10 protein-coding genes are annotated in these 18,688 nt (G+C 72.9%); 9 read left to right on the top strand and 1 reads right to left on the bottom strand.

What is annotated here, in order from left to right:
- The first annotated feature begins 16 nt into the window (after window positions 1-16).
- From WMF12_RS42445 to WMF12_RS42420, 6 genes are all read left to right on the top strand, one after another.
- Window positions 17-1,657, top strand: coding sequence for a DUF4388 domain-containing protein (locus tag WMF12_RS42445; protein WP_437854411.1), 1,641 nt, complete (start codon window positions 17-19; stop codon window positions 1,655-1,657).
- Between the two features lie 156 nt (window positions 1,658-1,813).
- Entirely contained in the window at window positions 1,814-2,926 is a 1,113-nt protein-coding gene (gene ald, locus WMF12_RS42440) for an alanine dehydrogenase (protein WP_437854410.1), read from the top strand.
- A gap of 16 nt (window positions 2,927-2,942) precedes the next feature.
- Window positions 2,943-4,034: an isocitrate/isopropylmalate dehydrogenase family protein gene (locus WMF12_RS42435; RefSeq protein ID WP_437742418.1), complete on the top strand. Its 1,092-nt coding sequence runs from the start codon at window positions 2,943-2,945 to the stop codon at window positions 4,032-4,034.
- A 101-nt stretch (window positions 4,035-4,135) separates the two neighbouring features.
- Window positions 4,136-7,834, top strand: a complete 3,699-nt coding sequence (locus WMF12_RS42430; protein ID WP_437854408.1) for a response regulator — start codon at window positions 4,136-4,138, stop codon at window positions 7,832-7,834.
- A gap of 99 nt (window positions 7,835-7,933) precedes the next feature.
- Window positions 7,934-10,243, top strand: coding sequence for a sulfatase-like hydrolase/transferase (locus WMF12_RS42425; RefSeq protein ID WP_437854407.1), 2,310 nt, complete (start codon window positions 7,934-7,936; stop codon window positions 10,241-10,243).
- Between the two features lie 352 nt (window positions 10,244-10,595).
- Complete coding sequence (locus WMF12_RS42420) at window positions 10,596-11,351, top strand: hemerythrin domain-containing protein (protein WP_437854406.1); 756 nt, start codon at window positions 10,596-10,598, stop codon at window positions 11,349-11,351.
- Window positions 11,352-11,395: 44 nt separating this feature from the next.
- On the opposite strand, the gene WMF12_RS42415 is transcribed toward WMF12_RS42420, so the two are convergent.
- On the bottom strand, window positions 11,396-12,241 hold the full coding sequence (locus tag WMF12_RS42415; protein WP_437854405.1) for an SOS response-associated peptidase: 846 nt from the start codon (window positions 12,239-12,241) through the stop codon (window positions 11,396-11,398).
- 61 nt (window positions 12,242-12,302) lie between these two features.
- Here WMF12_RS42415 and acnA point away from each other — a divergent pair, with 61 nt between their 5' ends.
- From acnA to WMF12_RS42400, 3 genes are all read left to right on the top strand, one after another.
- Window positions 12,303-15,056 carry an aconitate hydratase AcnA gene (gene acnA, locus WMF12_RS42410; RefSeq protein WP_437854404.1) on the top strand — a complete coding sequence of 918 codons (2,754 nt, stop codon included), beginning with the start codon at window positions 12,303-12,305 and terminating at the stop codon, window positions 15,054-15,056.
- A 112-nt stretch (window positions 15,057-15,168) separates the two neighbouring features.
- A complete protein-coding gene (gene serS, locus WMF12_RS42405; protein WP_437854403.1) occupies window positions 15,169-16,470 on the top strand; it encodes a serine--tRNA ligase in 1,302 nt (433 codons plus the stop codon).
- A 5-nt stretch (window positions 16,471-16,475) separates the two neighbouring features.
- On the top strand, window positions 16,476-18,677 hold the full coding sequence (locus tag WMF12_RS42400) for an ATP-binding protein (protein ID WP_437854402.1): 2,202 nt from the start codon (window positions 16,476-16,478) through the stop codon (window positions 18,675-18,677).
- Window positions 18,678-18,688 lie beyond the last annotated feature (11 nt).

Raw genomic sequence — 18,688 nt, 5'->3', positions numbered from 1 at the left:
TCCAGTGTCTCGCAGGGTGCTGTTGGTTGATTCGGACGTGGACGCGCTCGGCGCGCTCGCGTCGGCGCTCAGGGCGCGTGGTCTCACCGTGACCAACGCGAACGGCGCGTTCGAAGCCGTGGAGCAGGCGTTCAAGCGCCGGCCCGACGTCGTGCTCGCCGCCAGGGCGCTCGACGAGGACAACGCGCTCGCGGACGCGTTCGCCGCCGTCCCCGACCTCGCCGATACCCCGATCCTCTTCCTCGTCGACGGCGCCGAGGGCGATCTGGGCTTCGACGAGGTCCTGCGGGGCGACGTCGATCACATCGTCTCGCGGATCACCGAGGCGTCGCCGCGCGGCTCCAAGCCGACGGTGCCGCAGGAGATCCGCGGCGACCTCCAGCAGGTCCCGCTCGTCGACCTGCTCCAGCTGCTCGCGATGAACCGCCGGAGCGGCATCCTCGGCATCACCACGCCGACCGGGGCAGGGGAGCTGCGGCTCTCGGCAGGGGAGGTGATCGATGCCGTCTACCGCCGCCTCGAGGGGGAGAAGGCGCTTTACCGGCTGCTCGGCGAGCGGGACGGACACTTCGCGTTCTCACCCGGCGAACCGGCGAGCGCGCGCCGCATCATGGCGCCGACCTCGCGCCTCCTGATGGAAGCGCTCCGCCAGGTCGACGAGGTCCAGCGCCGGCGATCCGAGCTCGCGCCGGCCGGTGAGGCCTTCCTGGTGACCGAGCCCGCGAGCGACGATCTCGACCTGTCCCCGCTCCCGGACCACGAGACGTTCAGCGTCGACGCGACCTTCGGCGACAGCGCCGCGGCGGACCGAGGGAGCGCCGCGCCCCTGGCGAGCGCCATGACCTCGCTGCCCGACTTCACCGCCCCGCCGATGCCGGCCAGCGACGTGAAGGGCAACCGCGGCGGGTCGATGCCGCCGCCGCCCACGCTCCGCGCCGCGGAGCCGGCCGCGTTCAGGCTCGAGGCGCTGCGCACCCCGACGACCTCACCGCCGGCGCCCCTCGGGGAGCCGGCGGAGCGCGCGGCCGTGGCCGAGAAGCTGGCGGCGCTGCTCCAGATGCCGCACAACCTCGACGAGCTGCTCGACGAGATCAGCGGGCCGGATCTCCTGATCCTCGAGGTCCTGATGGAGCTCACGGCCTCCGGGAAGATCCGCCGCATCTCGCTCGCCGACCTCACGACGCCGTTCGCGCCGTCGGAGCACCTTCCGGTCCTCCGGTCCCTGGTGACCCGTCTGGCCCGGCCCGGCTTCGCCCCGCCGCCCCACCTCGTCATCGCCGCAAGCACGCGCCGCATGGCGACGCTCTCTCATGCGGTCCGCCGCATCGGAGACGCCATCGTCCCCGCCGAGCCTCCGCCGCAGGCGGCGATCCCGAGGCCGCTCGGCGTGATCCGGCTCGGCGACGGCGTCGAGCTCGCGCTGGTCGGCCTCCCCATCGAGGAGAGCTTCGCGCCAGCCTGGCCGCTCGCCCTGCACGGCGCGGCCGCGGTCGTCCGGCTCGGCGACGGCGGTGAGGACGCGCTGGCAGCGCACTGCGAGGCTCTGGAGCTCCTGCTGCTCGACGCAGAGGCCATGATGGGGCCGCTCGATCTCGCCTCGCCGGGACAGATCACGCTGCTCGTCCGCGCCGCGCTCGAGGCCGCCGCGGGCGTGTGACCGGCCGACGAAAACGTAGCTTCAGAACGGATCTTCCGGGTTTCTCGCCTCGGAAACCGGCGTTTGACTCGGTGGCTCACGGCGTTGCGAGGGCAGGTTTCTGCTATCGTCGCACACGCCTCGCTTCAGCAGTTCGGCGAGGAGAGGAGCGCGATCGTGCTTATCGGAGTCCCCAAGGAGATCAAGACACGTGAGTACCGCGTCGGCATGACGCCCGCGGGAGTCCGGGCCCTGGTCGGGCACGGGCACAAGGTCCTCGTGGAGTCCGGCGCCGGCGAAGGCAGCGGGATCTCCGACGAAGCCTACGGACGCGCGGGCGCCCTCATCGCGAGGTCGGCAGCGGAAGCGTGGAGCGCCGACATGGTCGTGAAGGTGAAGGAGCCGCTCCCCGCCGAGTACGGCCACTTTCGCCAGGGTCTCCTCCTCTATACCTACCTGCACCTGGCCGCCGAGCCGGATCTCACGCGGGAGCTCGCCAAGCGAGGCGTGACAGGCATCGCGTACGAGACCATCCAGCACGAGGACGGCTCGCTGCCGCTGCTGCGGCCCATGAGCGAGGTGGCCGGCAGGATGGCCGTTCAGGTCGGCGCCTCGTGCCTGGAGAAAGAGCGGGGCGGCAAGGGCGTGCTCCTCGGTGGCGTGCCGGGGACGCGGCGCGGCCGCGTGGCGATCCTCGGCGGCGGCGTGGTCGGCCGGAACGCAGCGACCATCGCGGTCGGGATGGGGGCGCAGGTCACCGTGCTCGATGTCCGCGCCGAGACGATGAGCTACCTCGAAGACGTGTTCGGGGGCGCGATCGAGACGCTCTACTCCAACGCGGAGAACATCGAGATGATGTGCGAGCGTGCCGATCTCGTGGTCGGCGCGGTGCTCGTGCCCGGCGCCAAGGCGCCCCAGCTCGTGACCGAGGAGCACATCCGCCGCATGGAGAGAGGGACAGTCGTCGTCGACGTCGCCGTGGATCAGGGCGGGTGCATCGCGACCTGCCGCCCGACGACCCACGACAACCCGACCTACGAGGTGCACGGGGTCGTGCACTACTGCGTCACCAACATGCCGGGCGCGGTCTCGCACACGAGCACCTGGGCGCTCACGAACACGACGATCGGCTACGCGGTGGCGATCGCCAACCAGGGCATCGTCGCCGCGGCCAAGGCCGACAGGTCCGTCGCCCTCGGCATCAATACCCACGGCGGCCACGTGACCTACGGCCCCGTCGCAGCGGCCCACCGGCTGGAGTACGTGCCGGTCGAACGCGCGCTCGGCTGACCCGGAGCGCGACCTCGTGGCAGCCAAAAAGAAGAAGAAAATCGCGATCATCGGCGGTGACGGCATCGGCCCGTCCGTCATCGCCGAGGCGAAGCTCCTGCTCGAGCTCTATCAGGAGCGAGCAGGGCTGCCGATCGACCTCTGGGAGCTCGATCTCGGCGCCGACCGGTACCTGCGCGACGGGACGACCTTCCCGAACCAGATCCAGATCGCCATCCAGCGCGAGTGCTCGGCGGTGCTGCTCGGCGCCCTGGGTGATCCCCGCGTGCCCAACTTGGAGCACGCGCGCGACATCCTCTTCGGCATGCGCTTCGGCTACGACCTCTACGCCAATGTGAGGCCCGTCCGCGCGCTGTCGGACCGGCTGGTGCCGCTCAAAGGCCGCACGGCGAAGGACATCGACTTCGTGGTGTTCCGCGAGAACACCGAGGGGATCTACGTCGGGATGGGCGGGCAGTTCAAACGCGGCACCCCCGACGAGGTCGCGATCAATGAGGACGTAAATACGAGGAAGGGCGTCGAGCGGATCATCCGCGCGGCGTTCGACTACGCGCGCGCGAACGGCCGGACGCGGGTCACGATGGCGGACAAGTCGAACGCGATGCGGCACGCGCACGAGCTCTGGCTGCGCGTCTTCCACGAGGTGCGCGCCCAGTATCCGGAGATCCAGTCGAACCACGTCTACGTGGACGCCCTCTGCCTGTACGTCATCCAGGATCCCGCGCAATTCCAGGTGATCGTGACGAACAACCTGTTCGGCGACATCGTGACCGATCTCGGCGCGGCGCTGCAGGGGGGGCTCGGCATGGCGGCGAGCGCGAACGTGCACGCGTCCGATCCGGCGCGGGTCGCGCTGTTCGAGCCGGTGCACGGGTCGGCGCCGCCGCTCGCCGGCAAGGACATCGCGAACCCGTTCGCGGCGATGCTCACCGCGGGGCTGCTGCTCGCTCACCTCGGGTGGCCCGAGGAAGAGCGCCGCATCGAGCGCTGGGTCTCCCTGGCGCTCGACCAGGGGATGTGCACGGTCGATGTGGGCGGCACGCTCGGCACGCGCGCCGCCGGCGCATGGGTCCGGGAGCAGATCGCCGCCGAGCTGGGGCCGCCGTGAGGTGACCTTGGGGCGCCGGCGCGCGGCCGGGAGCCACGGGCGCGGGGGCGCGATCGCCGAGAAGTTCGGGTGTCCGATCCTCCTGTGATACGGGACCGCCAATGGGCGTAGGATCGAGGGCAGTGGAGCACGCGGGGCCGCGCAGCAATCCAGCGAGCGAGGCTCGGCACGAGCGGCTGGGCGGAGCGCGCGCCGAGTTCGTGGCGAACCTGGGTCGCCGCGTGGCGGAGCTCCGCGAGATGGTCCGGCGGATCGAGGCAGACGGCGATGCGCCGCGGCTCGTCGAGGAGCTGAAGCGGCGCCTGCACTCGCTCGGCGCGGGGGCGCGCCTCCTGCGCTTCGTGCGGGTGGCCGAGCGGCTCGCCGAAGGGGAGTCGCAGCTCGTCGCCGCGAACGGCGCGCGGCTCAGCGGCGAGGCCGCGGCGGCCCTGCGGAAGCTGCTCGAGGAGCTGCCCGCCCTGGCCTGGGGGCAGTCGGCCATGGGCGAGCAGGCGCCGGCGCCCGCGCGCGCCGCCGCGCCGCCCGAGCAGGCGTCGGCGCCGCCACGCGCGCGCGCTGCCGCGGATCAGCCGAACGCACGCAGCGCCAGCGCGCGGCCGGAAGGCGCGGGTGTGGCCAAGGGCCAGGCCACGACGTGGATCGCGGGCGTGAGCAACGGCCGCGCGCTCGCCGCCGAGCCGCTCTCGCTCGAGGAGGAAGAGGAAGCGCGCGCGTCCTCGACGCGCGGCGTGGAGCAGGCGCCCCCCGCCGAGGCGCCCGAGGCCGCGCCGGCCGCGTCGATCGACGCGCCGATCACGGTCCTCGTCGTGGGCGCCGCGCCGCTCGCCGAGGCGCTCGACTCGGCGAGCGCCGACGTCGGGCCGTCGTTCGAGGTCGAGCGGACAGACGACGTGGAGACGGCGATCGATCTCGCGCGGGCCTTCGCGCCGGATCTGGTCCTGCTCGACGCGGACATGCCGGGCGCGCGCGGGCTGGCGGAGGCGCTGGCCGCCGATCCGCTGACCGACCTGGTCCCCGTCGTCGCCGTCGGCCGCTTCGCGCGGCCCGAGGACGCGGCTCCCTACGTGGCGCTCGGCGCCGCGCGCGCGCTGCCGAAGCCCGTGTCGCCGGACGCGCTCCGGCGCGCCGCCGCGGAGGCAGCGGTGGCCTGCGTGCGCGCTGAGACCGCGCGCGCCGCGCGCGGGCCGCTCGGGGCCGTCAACCTCGACGAGCTCGGGGCGCGCCTCGCCGAGGAGCTTCGCCGCGGCCTCTGCGACGCCGCCGAGCCGAGGAGCCGCGGGGAGCACGTCGATCTCGGCGACGGCGCCGAGGTCCTCGCGGCGCTCTGGGGCGCGGTGGCGCGCATCCGCGATCTCGTGACGATCCGCTCGCAGGGCGGCGTGCGGTTCTCGCCGAACGGGCCGGAGGGCGCGCTGCCGCTCGCCCCGTGGATGATCGCGCCGAGCGCGCCCGAGGGCGAGCGCTCGCGGCTGCACAGCGAGATCCGCGCGAAGTCGCCGGCGCGCACGATCAGCGCGTCGATCGCATCGAGCGCGGCGCCGGGCGACGCGGGGCTCGACGCGCTCGACATCGTGGTGGCGGACGACGATCCGGCGGTGACGTGGTTCCTCGCCGGCGTGCTCCGGGCCGCAGGCGCGAACGTGCACGAGGCGCACGACGGCGCGCGGGCGCTCGACCTCGCGTACCAGACGACGCCGGACCTTGTCGTGAGCGACGTGCTGATGCCGCGGCTCGACGGCTTCGCCCTCTGCCGCGCGCTCAAGCGCGACGTCGCGCTGCGCGACGTGCCGGTCATCCTGCTCTCCTGGAAGGAGGACCTGCTCCAGCGGCTCCGCGAGCTCGGCGCCCAGGCCGACGGCTACCTCCGCAAGGAGGAGAGCGCCGCGGCCTTCGTGCAGCGGGTGCACGAGGTCCTGCGGGGCAGGCGGCGCGTCGCCGAGCGCATCGCGACGGGCGGCGAGGTCCGCGGGCGGCTCGATGGCATGACGGCGCGGACGCTGCTGTCGCTCTCGTGCGCGCGCCGGCCCGACGCGCTCGTGTCGGTCCGGGACGCCGCGTTCCTGTACGAGGTGCTGCTCAAGGACGGCCGCCCCGCCGGCGCGACCCGGACGGCGCAGGACGGGACGTTCCACCGCGGCCCCTCCGTGCTCGCGGCGCTCCTCGGCGTCGGCTCCGGCCGCTTCGTGGTGGAGCCTCTGCCGGAGAGCGAGCTCGCGGCGCCGCCGCGCCCCGGGTTCGAGGGGACGCTCGCGGAGCAGCTCCTGCCCGCGATCGCGGCGGCCCGGGCCGCCCAGCGGCTGTTCCACGGGCCGCCGTTGATGCAGGTCGAGCGCGTCGTCCTCGACCTGGAGGGGATGGGCGCGACCGCCGACGCGACGCCCGAGCCGGCGCGCTCGCTCCTGAGAGCGCTCGCCCGCGGGACGTCGCCGCGATCGGTCATCACCTCGGGGGAGTTCGCCGCGGGCCTCGTCGAGGACGTGCTGAACGACGTCGCGGCGCGCGGCGGCGTGCGCCGGGTGATCAGCCGCGAGGGAGAGGACCTGCTCGCCCCCGCCGTGGCCTACGAGGAGGAGACGCTCCGCGGCGTGCGGCGCGTCCCGGAGCGGGCCGCCCCGGTCGCGGCGCTGCCGCCGGAGCTCGCCGGCGACGCCGCCGCTGCGTCGTCGCGCGCCTCGGTCGAGCTCACCGACGACCAGCTCACGGTGGTGCCCGGCTCGGTGGCGCCGCGATCGGCCATGCCGGCGCGCGGCTCGGCTGCGCCGAGCTCGGCGGTGTCGGGGCCGGGCTCGGCCATGTCTGTCCACGTGCTGTCCGTGGACGGCGAGGACGAGGACACGGCGTTCGCGAGCGCGCGCGAGGAGGAGGCGACGGCGCTCTCCAGCGCGCTGGTCAACGCACGGGTTCCGAGCGATCTCGCCGAGATTCAAGGCGATGTGGTCAGCGTGCGCGCGGCGCGGAGCCCCCAGGTGGACGCTGCTCTGCTGGCGGGCGTGACGCCGGCCGTGCCCGGCGTGGCGCCCGCGCCCCGCAGGCCGGAGGCCACGCTGCCCGCGCTGGAGTACCCGAAGCCCGAGCGGCTGCTGACGCTGGGCTCGCTCCCGCCGCCGCCGGTCGTCGAGGCGCCTGCGCCCGCCGCGCTCAGGGTCCCCGCGGCGCCGCCCGCCGCGCGGCTCGCGGCCCCCGCCCCGGCGCCCGCCATCGACGAGTCGCCCACGCCGCGCCGCGTGCGCCGGCCGTCGGCCTACGTGCCGACGCCGCAGCCGCCCGCCCGCGACAACCGCATGACGATGTGGGTCCTCTTCGCGGTGGCGGCGTTCGTCTTCGCGGTGGCCGCGCGGTTGTCGCGCGATCACGAGCTGCAGGCTGCCTCGCCGCCCTCCGACCAGCCGAGCCCGCCGGCCGCGGAGCCCGCGACCGCTGCCCCGCCCGGCGCTGTGCCCGCCGCCGCCGGCTCGTCGAGCGTGGTCGCGGCGGCGGTCGTCGCCACGCCGGCGCCGGCTGCCGCCGGGCCGATCGGCGAGACGACATCGAACCCCGTGCTCCCCGAGGATCTGCCGCTGGCCGCCGAGCACAAGGTGCCCGAGGGGCAGGGCATGCTGGAGGTGATCGCCGGCGCGGGCGACACGCTCTTCGTGGACGGGCGGAAGGTCGGCACCGGCAGCGTCAAGCTGCCGCTCGCGCCCAAGGACGGCGCCTACGAGATCCGGGCGAAGCTCCGGGACGAGGAGCGCGTGCGCTTCGCGGTCGTCAAGGCCGGCCGCCTCACCCGGCTCCGCGTCGCGCCGCCGTGGCGCCGCTGAGCGCGCCACGAGCGCTCCCCCAGGCAATCGAGAAGCCGGCGCTCGCCCCGGGGTGCCCAGCCACAGGCAGGGCACCCCGCTCGTGGTAGAGGACGCCCCGTGCGCGCCCGCGTGATCCGAACCCGCCATCCCTCCTTCGCGCTCACGCTCGCCTCCGCCGCGGCCGCGCTCCTCTCCGGTTGCACCGGGTGCGAGACGTCGACCCGCGATCTGCCTTCCGGCGCCCCGGCCGCAGCGTCCGCGAGCCCGCGGGCGACGCCTCCGCCGCCGGCGCGCGACGTCGTGCACCTCATCGACGAGCTGCCGAGCTGCGATCTCGAGCACCGAGGGCTCCTGTTCGATACCGGCGCGGGCGCGCTCCTCGGCCGCTTCGCGTGGCAAGGGACCGTGCCCACCGGCATCCAGGCGGTCGAGCACGATGGATCCACCTGGGCGCGGATCTCGGAGCGGCAGATCAAGCTCACGTTCGTCCTGCCGTCCGCGAGCCCCATCTTCGTGTCCGCCCGGGCCGTCGGGCTCACCTCCAAGTACGCCACCGTCTCCCTGGACGACCAGCTGCTCGGAACGCTCCGCCTCCAGCGCGACCAGATCCGCATCGCCTCGACCCCGACCACCACGCTCCCCGCCGACCCCGGCCTGCACACCCTCACGCTCCAGTTCTCCGGCCGGCTCCGCGAGGGGGAGTCGTTCGCCGACGTCGACTGGGTGCGCGTGGGCATCCCGGACGAGGACCCGGCCACGTACGGCCCCCCGACCCTGCGCGACGTCGTCGCGCCCGCCGCCGCGCTGTCGGGCGTCCCCCACCGGTCCATCGCGCTGCGCGCGCCGGGCGCGGTCCGCTGCGCCTTTCGCCCTTCCAGGGTGACCCGCCTCCACACCTCCATCGGCGCGCTGGGCTCGGGAGAAGGCGACGCCGAGATCCGCGTCCTCCGCGACGGCCAGGAGCCCCTCGTGATCCATCGCGTCCACGTCGAGGGCGGCGACAAGGCGAACTGGACCGACGTCGATCTGCCGCTCGCGCCCTTCGCCGGGTCCCTCATCTCCCTCGAGCTCCGCGCCGCCGCCGCGGCCCGCGGCGGACGCATCCTCTTCGGCGACCCCGTCCTCGCCGGATCGCCGGAGCCGCCTCCGTCCGTGCCCGCAGCGCGCGCCGTCGTGATCGTCGCCCTGAACGGGGTCGAGCGGCCCGATCTGCCCCCCTGGAGCGGTCGTCCGGAGCCGCACCTCGCCACGCTCTCGGAGCTCGCGACGTCAGCGACGACGTTCGATCACCACCGCGGGCCGAGCACGGTCGTGTCCGCCGTGGCCGCGTCGCTGCTCACCGGTCTTCCGCCGCCGGCCCACACCGTCGCCGACACCGGGGCCCGCCTCCCCGCCCACGTCACCACCATCGGCGCCATCGCGAGCGACAGCAGCATCCGCACCGGGTTCTTCACCGGCGTCCCCACCACGTTCCGGGCGTTCGGCTTCGGACCCGGCTGGTCCCGGGTCCTCGAGCACCCCCCGACGAGCGGCGAGCCGGCCACCACCCCGATCGACGCCGCCGCCACCTGGATCAGCGAGACCGTCCGCCAGGACGCTTCCAACCGCCTCCTCGCGTTCGTCCACGCGCGCGGCGGCCATCCGCCCTGGGAGGTCACCCCGAAGGAGCTGAACGCCCTCAAGCCCGCCGAGTACGCCGGCCCCGTCGAGCCGCGCCGCGCCGCCCAGGTGCTGGCCAGGCTGAGGAACCGGCGCCGCGATGTGCTCAGCCCCGAGGATCGCGACCGGATCCGCGACCTCTTCTCCATCGCCCTCGCCGGCCAGGACCGCGCCCTCGGCAACCTCATCGGGACCCTCAAGACCGCCGGCCTGTGGGACGAGACCCTCTTCATCGTGACCGGCGATCTGGCCAGCGGGCGCTCCGACGCCGTGCTCTACGGCGAGGGCATGGAGCTCCAGGAGCCCGTCCTGACGCTCCCGCTTTATGTCCACTTTCCCGGTGATCTGTACGCCGGCCAGCGCGTCGCTGCCCCGACCGAGATCATCGACGTCGCGCGCACGGCGATCGCCGCCCTCGGCCTCTCGTTCGCCCGCAAACCGCTCGGGAAGGATCTGGCGGCGGTCGCCTCCGGCCTCGAGGGCGTCGAGCGCGGCCCCCAGATCGCCGCCCTCGGCGATCGTTACTCCACCCGGTGGGGCAACCTCGTGCTTTCGGGTCGACTCGGCGTTCCCCCCTATCTCTGCGACCTCGACGTGGACCCGACCTGCGCCTTCAACCGTCGCGAGGTGATGCCCCTCGCCACCGTGTCGCTCTTCCGGCGTACCGTGACGTTCGACCTGTCCGTGCGCGCGCCCGCGGCGCAACGGGAGCCGGCCACGATCGACGCGGAAACGGCGGCCGTGCTCAACGTATGGGGCGCGAACTGAGGCCCACGCGATCGACCTGCGCCCGCGCCTGCGAGCCGACGAAAGCCCGCTGACGGCGCCCGGCGGCGCGCCGGCGCCCTGCGCGGGCGAAGGCGTCCGCGACATCGCGCAGGCCGCGCGCGATCACGCTCCAGCGGCGCCATGATGCCTCGCTGCGGGGCAGCACGCCCCGCGTCGCGCGCCGCGACGCCCCCGCGCGGGTTGGCCAAACGACGTACGCCCGCGCCCGCGCGTGCGCGTCGTGCGCTCGCTTCGCGCGCCCATTTCGCCTGGCATGCTTCGCGCAAACCCGCAGGCCGCACAGGCCAAGCGCCTCGACGGCGCTTCATCTTTCCGTGAGAGGAGTCCCCGCATGAAGGCGACCGACCTATTGAAGGAGCATCACCAGGAAGTCGAAGAGCTCTTCGAGCGCATGTCGCAGGCTGACAGCGACGAGATCAGCGCGCTCCGCGACGAGCTCGTGGCGACCCTCGTGAGCCACTCGGCCATCGAGGAGGAGCTCTTCTACCCCGAGAGCCGGGAGGCGCTCGGCGCCTCCCCCCTGATCCCGACCTCGTACGAGGAGCACGCGCTCGTCGACGTCATGTTGCAGAAATTGCTCAGCACCGAGCCGGGTGACGAAACCTTTCACGCCAGGCTCGGCGTGCTGAAGGAGCTCGTGCAGCACCACGTCGAGGAGGAGGAGAAGGAGCTCTTCCCCCAGGTCGAGAGCGCCATGGGCGCCGCGCGCCTCGAGGAGCTCGGCAGCCGCCTGGAGGCGCGCTTCGGCCAGGTGCGCGAGAGCGACGTGGAGGCGCTCCTCGCTCGGAACGTCGCGAAGAGCATGCCCGCCGCCACCGCCGGCCGCCGCGCGCGCACGGCGAAGCCGTCGGCGCGCAAGGCGGCGGCCAAGCGTCCACCCGCGAAGCGCGCGTCGACGCAGCGCGCCGAACCGGCGCGGGCCGCGCAGAAGGGGCGCCGCACCACCGCGACCGGACGGAAGAAGACAGCGGCCACGGCGCCCGCGAAGACCGGGCGAGCCGCGCCCGCGCGCAAGGCGAGCCGACCGGCGAAGACCAGCCGCACAGGCCGCAAGGGCGGTCGCGCGAGCAGCGCCTCCGCCCGCTGACCATCGCAAGCCAGCCAGCGCACATCAACGCACGTTGCCGTAGATCAGCGGCGCGAGGTCCGGCCGGAGGGGACGGCGGGCCTCGCGCTGCCATCGAGATCGAACAGCGGAAGCGTGCCGCCGGCCTTCGGGGCAGCGGCCTTCGGAGCAGCGGCCTCCGCCGCGAGCTCCTGGAGCAGGGCGGGGTCGTCGTGCGCGACCGAGTTGACCCGCGGCGAGACGGCGCGCGCCGTGAGGGCGCCGCGAGGCGCCGGCCGGAGCAGCGCCTCGGCCCGATCCGCGTCCGCGCCGTCGCCGAGGCCGAGCCAGAGGTCCACGTCCCCGGGGCCCAGCAGGACCGGCATGCGGTCGTGGATCGGCGCGACGTCGGCGTTCGCCTCGGTGGTCAGGATCGTGAACCGGAGGCCGGGCTCCCCCGTGTCGAGGTCCTTCGCCGGCTGGTACAGCCCCGCCAGGCGGAGCAGCCCGCCGTCCGCAGGGTGGAACCAGGTGGGCCGCCGCGCGCCCTTGGGTCCGGTCCACTCGTAGAAGCCGTCCGCCGGCACCACACAGCGGCGCGCCGCGAACGCCTCGCGGAACGTCGGCTTCGCCCGCGCGCTCTCGGCGCGCGCGTTGGCCAGGAGCGCAGGCCCGGCGCCGCCCCTGGCGAAACGCCCCACGAAGCCCCAGGTCGCCGCCACCAGCGCGCGCCGGCCGTCCCGCGCGCGCAGCACCGGGTGGACGGTCGCAGGTGCGATGTTGAAACGAGGCCGAAACCTTGCCGCTATCTCCGGATCAGCGGCAATCGACCGAGCCGGGCCGCCGCCTGCTCGGCCCGCGCCAGAGGACGACTCGAGCAGTGCGATGAGGGTCGCAAAGTCCGGAACGGCGAGGGTGAAGCGCGCGCACATAACACTAGATTAGCGGCTTCGGGGCGCCTACAAGGGCGCTCCGGACGTTGGAGGAGGCCGCATGGTCGACAGCTTTGGCACCAAGAGCACGCTGACGGTTCAAGCCGAAACATACACCTATTACAAGCTCACCTCGCTGGCGCAAGGCGGCGCGTCGATCGACAAGCTCCCCTTCTCGCTCCGCATCCTCCTGGAGAACCTCCTCCGCCACGAGGACGGGCGCGTCGTGCGCAAGGACCACGTGGAGGCCGTCCTCAACTGGGACCCGAAGGCCCGCCCCTCGCAGGAGATCGCCTTCCACCCCGCGCGCGTGCTGCTCCAGGACTTCACCGGCGTGCCCGCCGTGGTCGATCTCGCCGCCATGCGCGAGGCGCTCGCGAAGCTCGGCGGCGACTCGCTCAAGATCAACCCGCTCCAGCCCGTCGATCTCGTGATCGACCACTCGGTCCAGGTCGACCGGTTTGCGTCCTCGACGGCCGTGAAGGTGAACGCGGCGCTCGAGTTCGAGCGCAACGAGGAGCGCTATGCGTTCCTCCGCTGGGGAGCGCAGGCGTTCACGAACTTCCGCGTGGTTCCGCCCGACCAGGGCATCTGCCACCAGATCAACCTGGAGTACCTCGCGGGCGCCGTCATGCGGCAGGGCACGCTGGTCTACCCGGATACGCTCGTCGGCACCGACTCGCACACCACGATGATCAACGGGCTCGGGGTCGTCGGCTGGGGCGTCGGCGGCATCGAGGCCGAGGCGGCGATGCTCGGCCAGCCGCTCTCGATGCTCATCCCCGAGGTCGTGGGCTTCAAGCTCCACGGCAGCCTGCCCGAGGGCGCGACCGCGACCGATCTCGTCCTCACGGTGACGCAGATGCTGCGGCAGAAGAAGGTGGTCGGGAAATTCGTGGAGTTCTACGGCCCCGGCCTGAGCGCGCTCTCGCTCCCGGACCGCGCCACGATCGCCAACATGGCGCCCGAGTACGGCGCCACGATCGGCTTCTTCCCCGTCGACGACGAGACGATCGCGTTCCTGCGCTTCTCCGGCCGGCCCGCGCAGCTCGTCGCGCTCGTCGAGGCCTACTACAAGGAGCAGGGGCTGTTCCGCACGGACAGCACCCCGGACCCCGTCTTCAGCGACACCCTCTCGCTCGACCTCGGCGACGTGGTGCCGTCGATCGCCGGCCCGAAGCGGCCGCAGGACCGCGTCCCGCTGCGCGACGCGAAGCGCACCTTCCGCGCCTCGCTCCAGGGCATGCTCGAGAAGGAGTTCGCCGCCGCCGACGCGCCCGCGGTCAAGGCGTTCCTCGAGGAGGGGGCCGGCCACGCCGCCGCGCGCGTCCCCGCGCTCGAGAAGGTCATGCGCCCGGCGGAGATCACCGAGGGCGACACGCGCTACACGCTGCGCCACGGCTCGGTCGTGATCGCCGCGATCACGTCCTGCACCAACACGTCGAACCCGGCGGTCATGCTGGGCGCGGGCCTGCTCGCGAAGAAGGCCGTCGAGCGCGGGCTCACGGTGAAGCCGTGGGTGAAGACGTCGCTCGCCCCCGGGTCGAAGGTCGTCACCGACTACCTGCGCCAGGCGGGGCTCCTGCCGTACCTCGAGGCGCTCGGCTTCCACCTGGTCGGCTACGGTTGCACGACATGCATCGGCAACTCCGGGCCGCTGCCGGACGTGATCGGCGACACGATCCGCAACAACGATCTCGTCGTGGCGAGCGTCCTCTCGGGCAACCGCAACTTCGAGGGCCGCATCAACCAGCACGTGCGGATGAACTTCCTCGCCTCTCCGCCGCTCGTCGTCGCGTACGCGCTGCGCGGCGACGTCGACGCCGACCTCTTCAAGGAGCCGGTCGGCACGGATCGCAACGGCGAGCCGGTGTACCTCAAGGACATCTGGCCGAGCTCGGCCGAGGTCAACGAGGCCATCCGGACGGCCGTGCGGCCCGAGCAGTTCCAGGTGCAGTACGAGAACGTCTTCGCCGGCGACGAGGAGTGGCAGAAGCTCGCGGTCCCGGGCGGCCAGACGTTCGTGTGGGACGAGGGCTCGACCTACGTGCGCAGGCCGCCGTTCTTCGAGGGGCTGTCGAAGGAGCCGGCGCCGCTCACCGACATCCGGGCCGCGCGCGTGCTCGCGCTGCTCGGCGACTCGGTGACGACCGACCACATCTCCCCGGCCGGCAACATCGCCAAGAACAGCCCCGCCGCGAAGTACCTGGTGGAGCACGGCGTCGCGCCCGCGGACTTCAACTCGTACGGCGCCCGCCGCGGCAACCACGAGGTGATGATGCGCGGCACGTTCGCGAACATCCGCCTCAAGAACGCCCTTCGCCCCGGCGAGGAAGGCGGGATCACGGTGCACCTGCCCGACGGCGAGAAGACCACGATCTACGACGCGGCCATGCAGTACAAGGCCGAGGGCGTGCCGCTGCTCGTGATCGCCGGCGCCGAGTACGGCACCGGGTCGTCGCGCGACTGGGCGGCCAAGGGGACGAAGCTGCTCGGCGTGCGCGCGGTCATCGCGAAGAGCTTCGAGCGCATCCACCGGTCGAACCTGGTCGGCATGGGCGTGCTCCCGCTCGAGTTCGCGCCGGGCGAGGACGCGTCCACCCTCGGCCTCACCGGGCGCGAGGTGTTCGAGATCGACGGCATCTCGGACAACCTCACGCCGGGCAAGAAGCTCAACGTCGTCGCGACCGGGGAAGGCGGGGCGAAGAAGACCTTCACCGTCACCGCGCGCATCGATACGCCGAACGAGGTCGACTACTACCAGCACGGCGGCATCCTCCAGTTCGTGCTGCGCAGCCTGGGCGCCAGCGCCTAGCGCCTCCCTGCGCGCCGCTCCCCGCCGAGCGTCTGGCGGGGAGCGGGCCCATCCTCGGAGCGGCGCGTCGCGGCTGCTGACGCGCGTGCAGGCTTCGGCTAAACCCTGGGGTATGCTCGATCCTCGCTACGTCGCGGAGCACCTCGATGAGGTGCGCGCGGCGCTCGCTCTCCGCTCGCCCGCCGCCGCCGCCAGCCTCGGAGACGACTTCGCCTCCACGGTCAGCGCGAGGCGGTCCAACATCCAGGAGCTCGAGCGGCGGCAGGCGGAGCGCAACGCGGCGAACGACGCGATGGCGCGCCTCGACAAGAAATCTCCTGAGTTCGCGCAGAAGCGCGACGAGCTGAAGGCCCTGTCGACCCGGATCAAGGAGGCCGAGCAGGTCGTCTCCGAGCTCGAGAAGCGGATGACCGAGCTGCTCTCCATGGTGCCCAACCTGCCGGACCCGTCGGTGCCCGTGGGCGCGGGGGAGGAGGGCAACGTGGTCGTCCGGACGTGGGGCGAGAAGCCGAGCTTCTCGTTCGCGCCGAAGTCGCACTGGGACATCGGCACGGCCCTCGGCCTCCTCGACTTCGAGCGCGCGGCGAAGCTCTCGGGGGCGCGCTTCACCGTGCTGATGGGCGCCGCCGCCCGCCTCGAGCGGGCGCTCATCTCGTTCATGCTCGACCTGCACACGCGCGAGCAGGGCTACCTCGAGGTGCTGCCGCCCTTCCTCGTCAAGGACACGGCGCTGTTCGGCACGGGCAACCTGCCCAAGTTCGCCGAGGACCTGTTCAAGACGCAGAAGAGCGATCCGGAGAGGGCGTACGACCTGTACCTCATCCCGACGGCCGAGGTCCCGGTCACGAACCTCCACGCCGACGAGATCCTGGACGGCGCGTCGCTGCCGATCGCCTACGCGGCCTACACGCCGTGCTTCCGCAGCGAGGCGGGCAGCCACGGGCGCGACGTCCGCGGGCTCATCCGGCAGCACCAGTTCGACAAGGTCGAGCTCGTGCGGTTCTCGGCGCCGGAGGACTCCGCCCGCCAGCACGAGCTGCTCACCACGCACGCGGAGGAGGTCCTGAAGCGGCTCGGCCTGCACTACCGGGTGTCGGCGCTCTGCACCGGCGATCTCGGCTTCGGCTCGCAGAAGACGTACGATCTCGAGGTGTGGCTGCCCGGCCAGGGGGTGTACCGCGAGATCTCGAGCTGCTCGAACTTCGGCGACTTCCAGGCGCGCCGCGCCCAGATCCGTTACCGGCCGGAGCCGAAGGCGAAGCCGCGGCTGGTCCACACGATGAACGGGTCGGCGCTCGCGGTGGGGCGGACGGTCATCGCGATCCTCGAGCAGTACCAGCAGGCGGACGGCACGGTGGTCGTGCCGGAGCCGCTCCGTGCGTTCATGGGCTGCGAGGTCCTCCGCGGCAGGTAACAGCGATGGCAGCGGACGAGGAAGCCAAGCGTGAGCTTCCGGAAGCGAAGAGCGCGCATAACGGAGGGGACGGCGAGCGGCGCTCGCAGATCCCGGAGTCGAGGGGCGCGCGCGGCGGAGGGGACGGCGAGCGGCGCTCGCAGGTCCCGGAGTCGCGGGGCGGACGCAGCGGGGGGGACGGCGAGCGGCGCTCGCAGATCCATGGACCGCCGACCAACGCGGAGACGTCGATGGCGCTCGCGCGCCGGCGGCTGCTCGACCTCTGCAAGCGGCACAAGGACGAGCTCATCGACGACTGGATCGAGAACGTGCTGGCGCTGCCGCCGGAGCGGGGCCGGTACACCGATCGGCCCGTGGGCGAGGTCACGGAGAACGTGCGCTCCTGGCTCGCCGCGTTCACCAGGATCCTCGAGGACGGCAGCGAGACGCTGCTCGACGAGTTCATCACGCACCTGGTCGAGCAGCGCTACGCGACCGGGTACTCCATCAGCGCTCCGCTGATCGCCGCGTCCGAGTTCCGCACCGCGGTCGCGGGCGTCCTCGACACGACGCACGACGACGCCGAGGCCGACGGCTCGTCCTCGATCGACGTGCTCCGCGCCGTCGACGCGCTGCTGCTCCAGTTCGAGCACCGCTTCGCCGAGGCGTACGCCCAGCGCTCGCTGTTCGCCTCCGAGGAGCGCTACCGCGAGATCGTCGAGCTCTCGTCCGACGTCCTCGCGACGATCGACCAGGAGGGCATGCTGACGCGGCTGAACGTGCGGTTCGAGGCGCTCTTCGGGCACTCGCGGCAGGCGTGGATCGGCCGGCCGATCACCGCGCTCGCGGTCGCGGCGGACGTGCCGGCCCTGCGCACGCTCGTGCTGTCCGCGTCGCGGGCCGAGGCGCCGAGGGAGGCCACCATCCGCTGCGGGACGCGCGCCGGCCTGACCAAGGTGATGACGGTCCGGATCACGCGGCTCTACGGCGAGGACGCCTCGCTCGCGCTCATGCGCGACGTCACCGAGGAGGTCGCGCGCCGCGCGCAGATCCTCCACAGCGAGAAGCTCTCCTCGATCGGCCAGGTCGCGGCGAGCGTCGCGCACGAGCTCAACAACCCCATGGCGTGGGTGATGGCGAACCTGGAGCAGATCCGGAGCGGGGCGCACAAGCTCGTCTCGGCGGCGCGCCCGGTCGCCTCGGGCTCGTTCGAGGACCTGCTGCGCGCCATCGACCTCATCGATCGCTCGTGCCACGAGGCGCTCGCCGGCGTCGAGCGGATGCGGGACATCGTGACGGACCTCAACCTCTTCTCGAGCAGCAGCGAGCGCAAGCCCGAGCGGGTCGATCTCGTCGACGTGATCGAGCTCGCGCTGCGCATGACGGGCCCGCAGCTCAGCCAGCTCTGCCGCATCGAGCGCAGCTACGGCGAGATGCCGCCGTTCGTCGGCTATCCGGGCAAGCTCTCGCAGGTGTTCGTGAACCTGTTCATCAACGCGGCGCAAGCGATGCCGAACCGCCCCCGCGACGAGAACATGGTGCGCGTGACGACGCGCTTCGACGCCGGCGTCCACCACGTCGAGGTGGAGGACAACGCGCGCGGGATGACCCCGGAGGTCGTCGAGCGGATCTTCGACCCGTTCTTCACGACGAAGGAAGAGAGCGCGCGCCCGGGCATCGGGCTCTGGGTGTCGCGCAACATCGTCGAGGAGCAGCACGGCACGATGACGGTGTCGAGCACGCCCGGCGTCGGGACCGTCTTCACGATCCGCCTGACCGGCCTCAACCCCACGGATCTGCCCGCGCCGCGGCCGCCGCCGGAGCCGCCGCGCGCGTCGTCGCGCGGGACGATCCTGTTCGTCGACGACGAGCCGATGCTGCTCAACGCCTTCGCGCGCGCGTTCGAGGAGCGGCACGAGGTGCTCGTGGCGAAGAGCGGCCACGAGGCGCTCGACCTCCTGCGGGACCGCGGCGGCCGGATCGACGCGATCGTCTGCGATCTCCTGATGCCGCAGATGAGCGGGATGGCCCTGTACGACGAGATCTCCGAGCGGTTCCCGCAGCTCTTGCCGAAGATGGCCTTCATGTCGGGCGGCGCCTTCACGCCGAGCGCGCGCGAGTTCGTGGAGCGGGTGGACAACCCGAAGATCGCGAAGCCGATCTCGCTCGACGATCTGGAGCGGGTGATCGCCGATCTTCTCAGCGGCGGGTCGAAGCGGGGGCACTAGGCTGGAGGAGC

Source organism: Sorangium sp. So ce363 (assembly GCF_051520435.1).
GTDB classification, from domain to species: Bacteria; Myxococcota_A; Polyangia; order Polyangiales; family Polyangiaceae; genus Sorangium; species Sorangium cellulosum_B.
The sequence above is the reverse complement of the archived record's forward strand: the minus strand, read 5'-3'. Positions and strand labels throughout refer to the sequence as shown.

Bases quoted from the DNA above. Each gene is read 5' to 3' on its own strand.
- WMF12_RS42430 (WP_437854408.1), top strand. From the start codon at position 4,136: ATGGGCGTAGGATCGAGGGCAGTGGAGCACGCGGGGCCGCGCAGCAAT.
- WMF12_RS42420 (WP_437854406.1), top strand. From the start codon at position 10,596: ATGAAGGCGACCGACCTATTGAAGGAGCATCACCAGGAAGTCGAAGAG.
- WMF12_RS42415 (WP_437854405.1), bottom strand. From the start codon at position 12,241: ATGTGCGCGCGCTTCACCCTCGCCGTTCCGGACTTTGCGACCCTCATC.
- acnA (WP_437854404.1), top strand. From the start codon at position 12,303: ATGGTCGACAGCTTTGGCACCAAGAGCACGCTGACGGTTCAAGCCGAA.
- serS (WP_437854403.1), top strand. From the start codon at position 15,169: ATGCTCGATCCTCGCTACGTCGCGGAGCACCTCGATGAGGTGCGCGCG.
- WMF12_RS42400 (WP_437854402.1), top strand. From the start codon at position 16,476: ATGGCAGCGGACGAGGAAGCCAAGCGTGAGCTTCCGGAAGCGAAGAGC.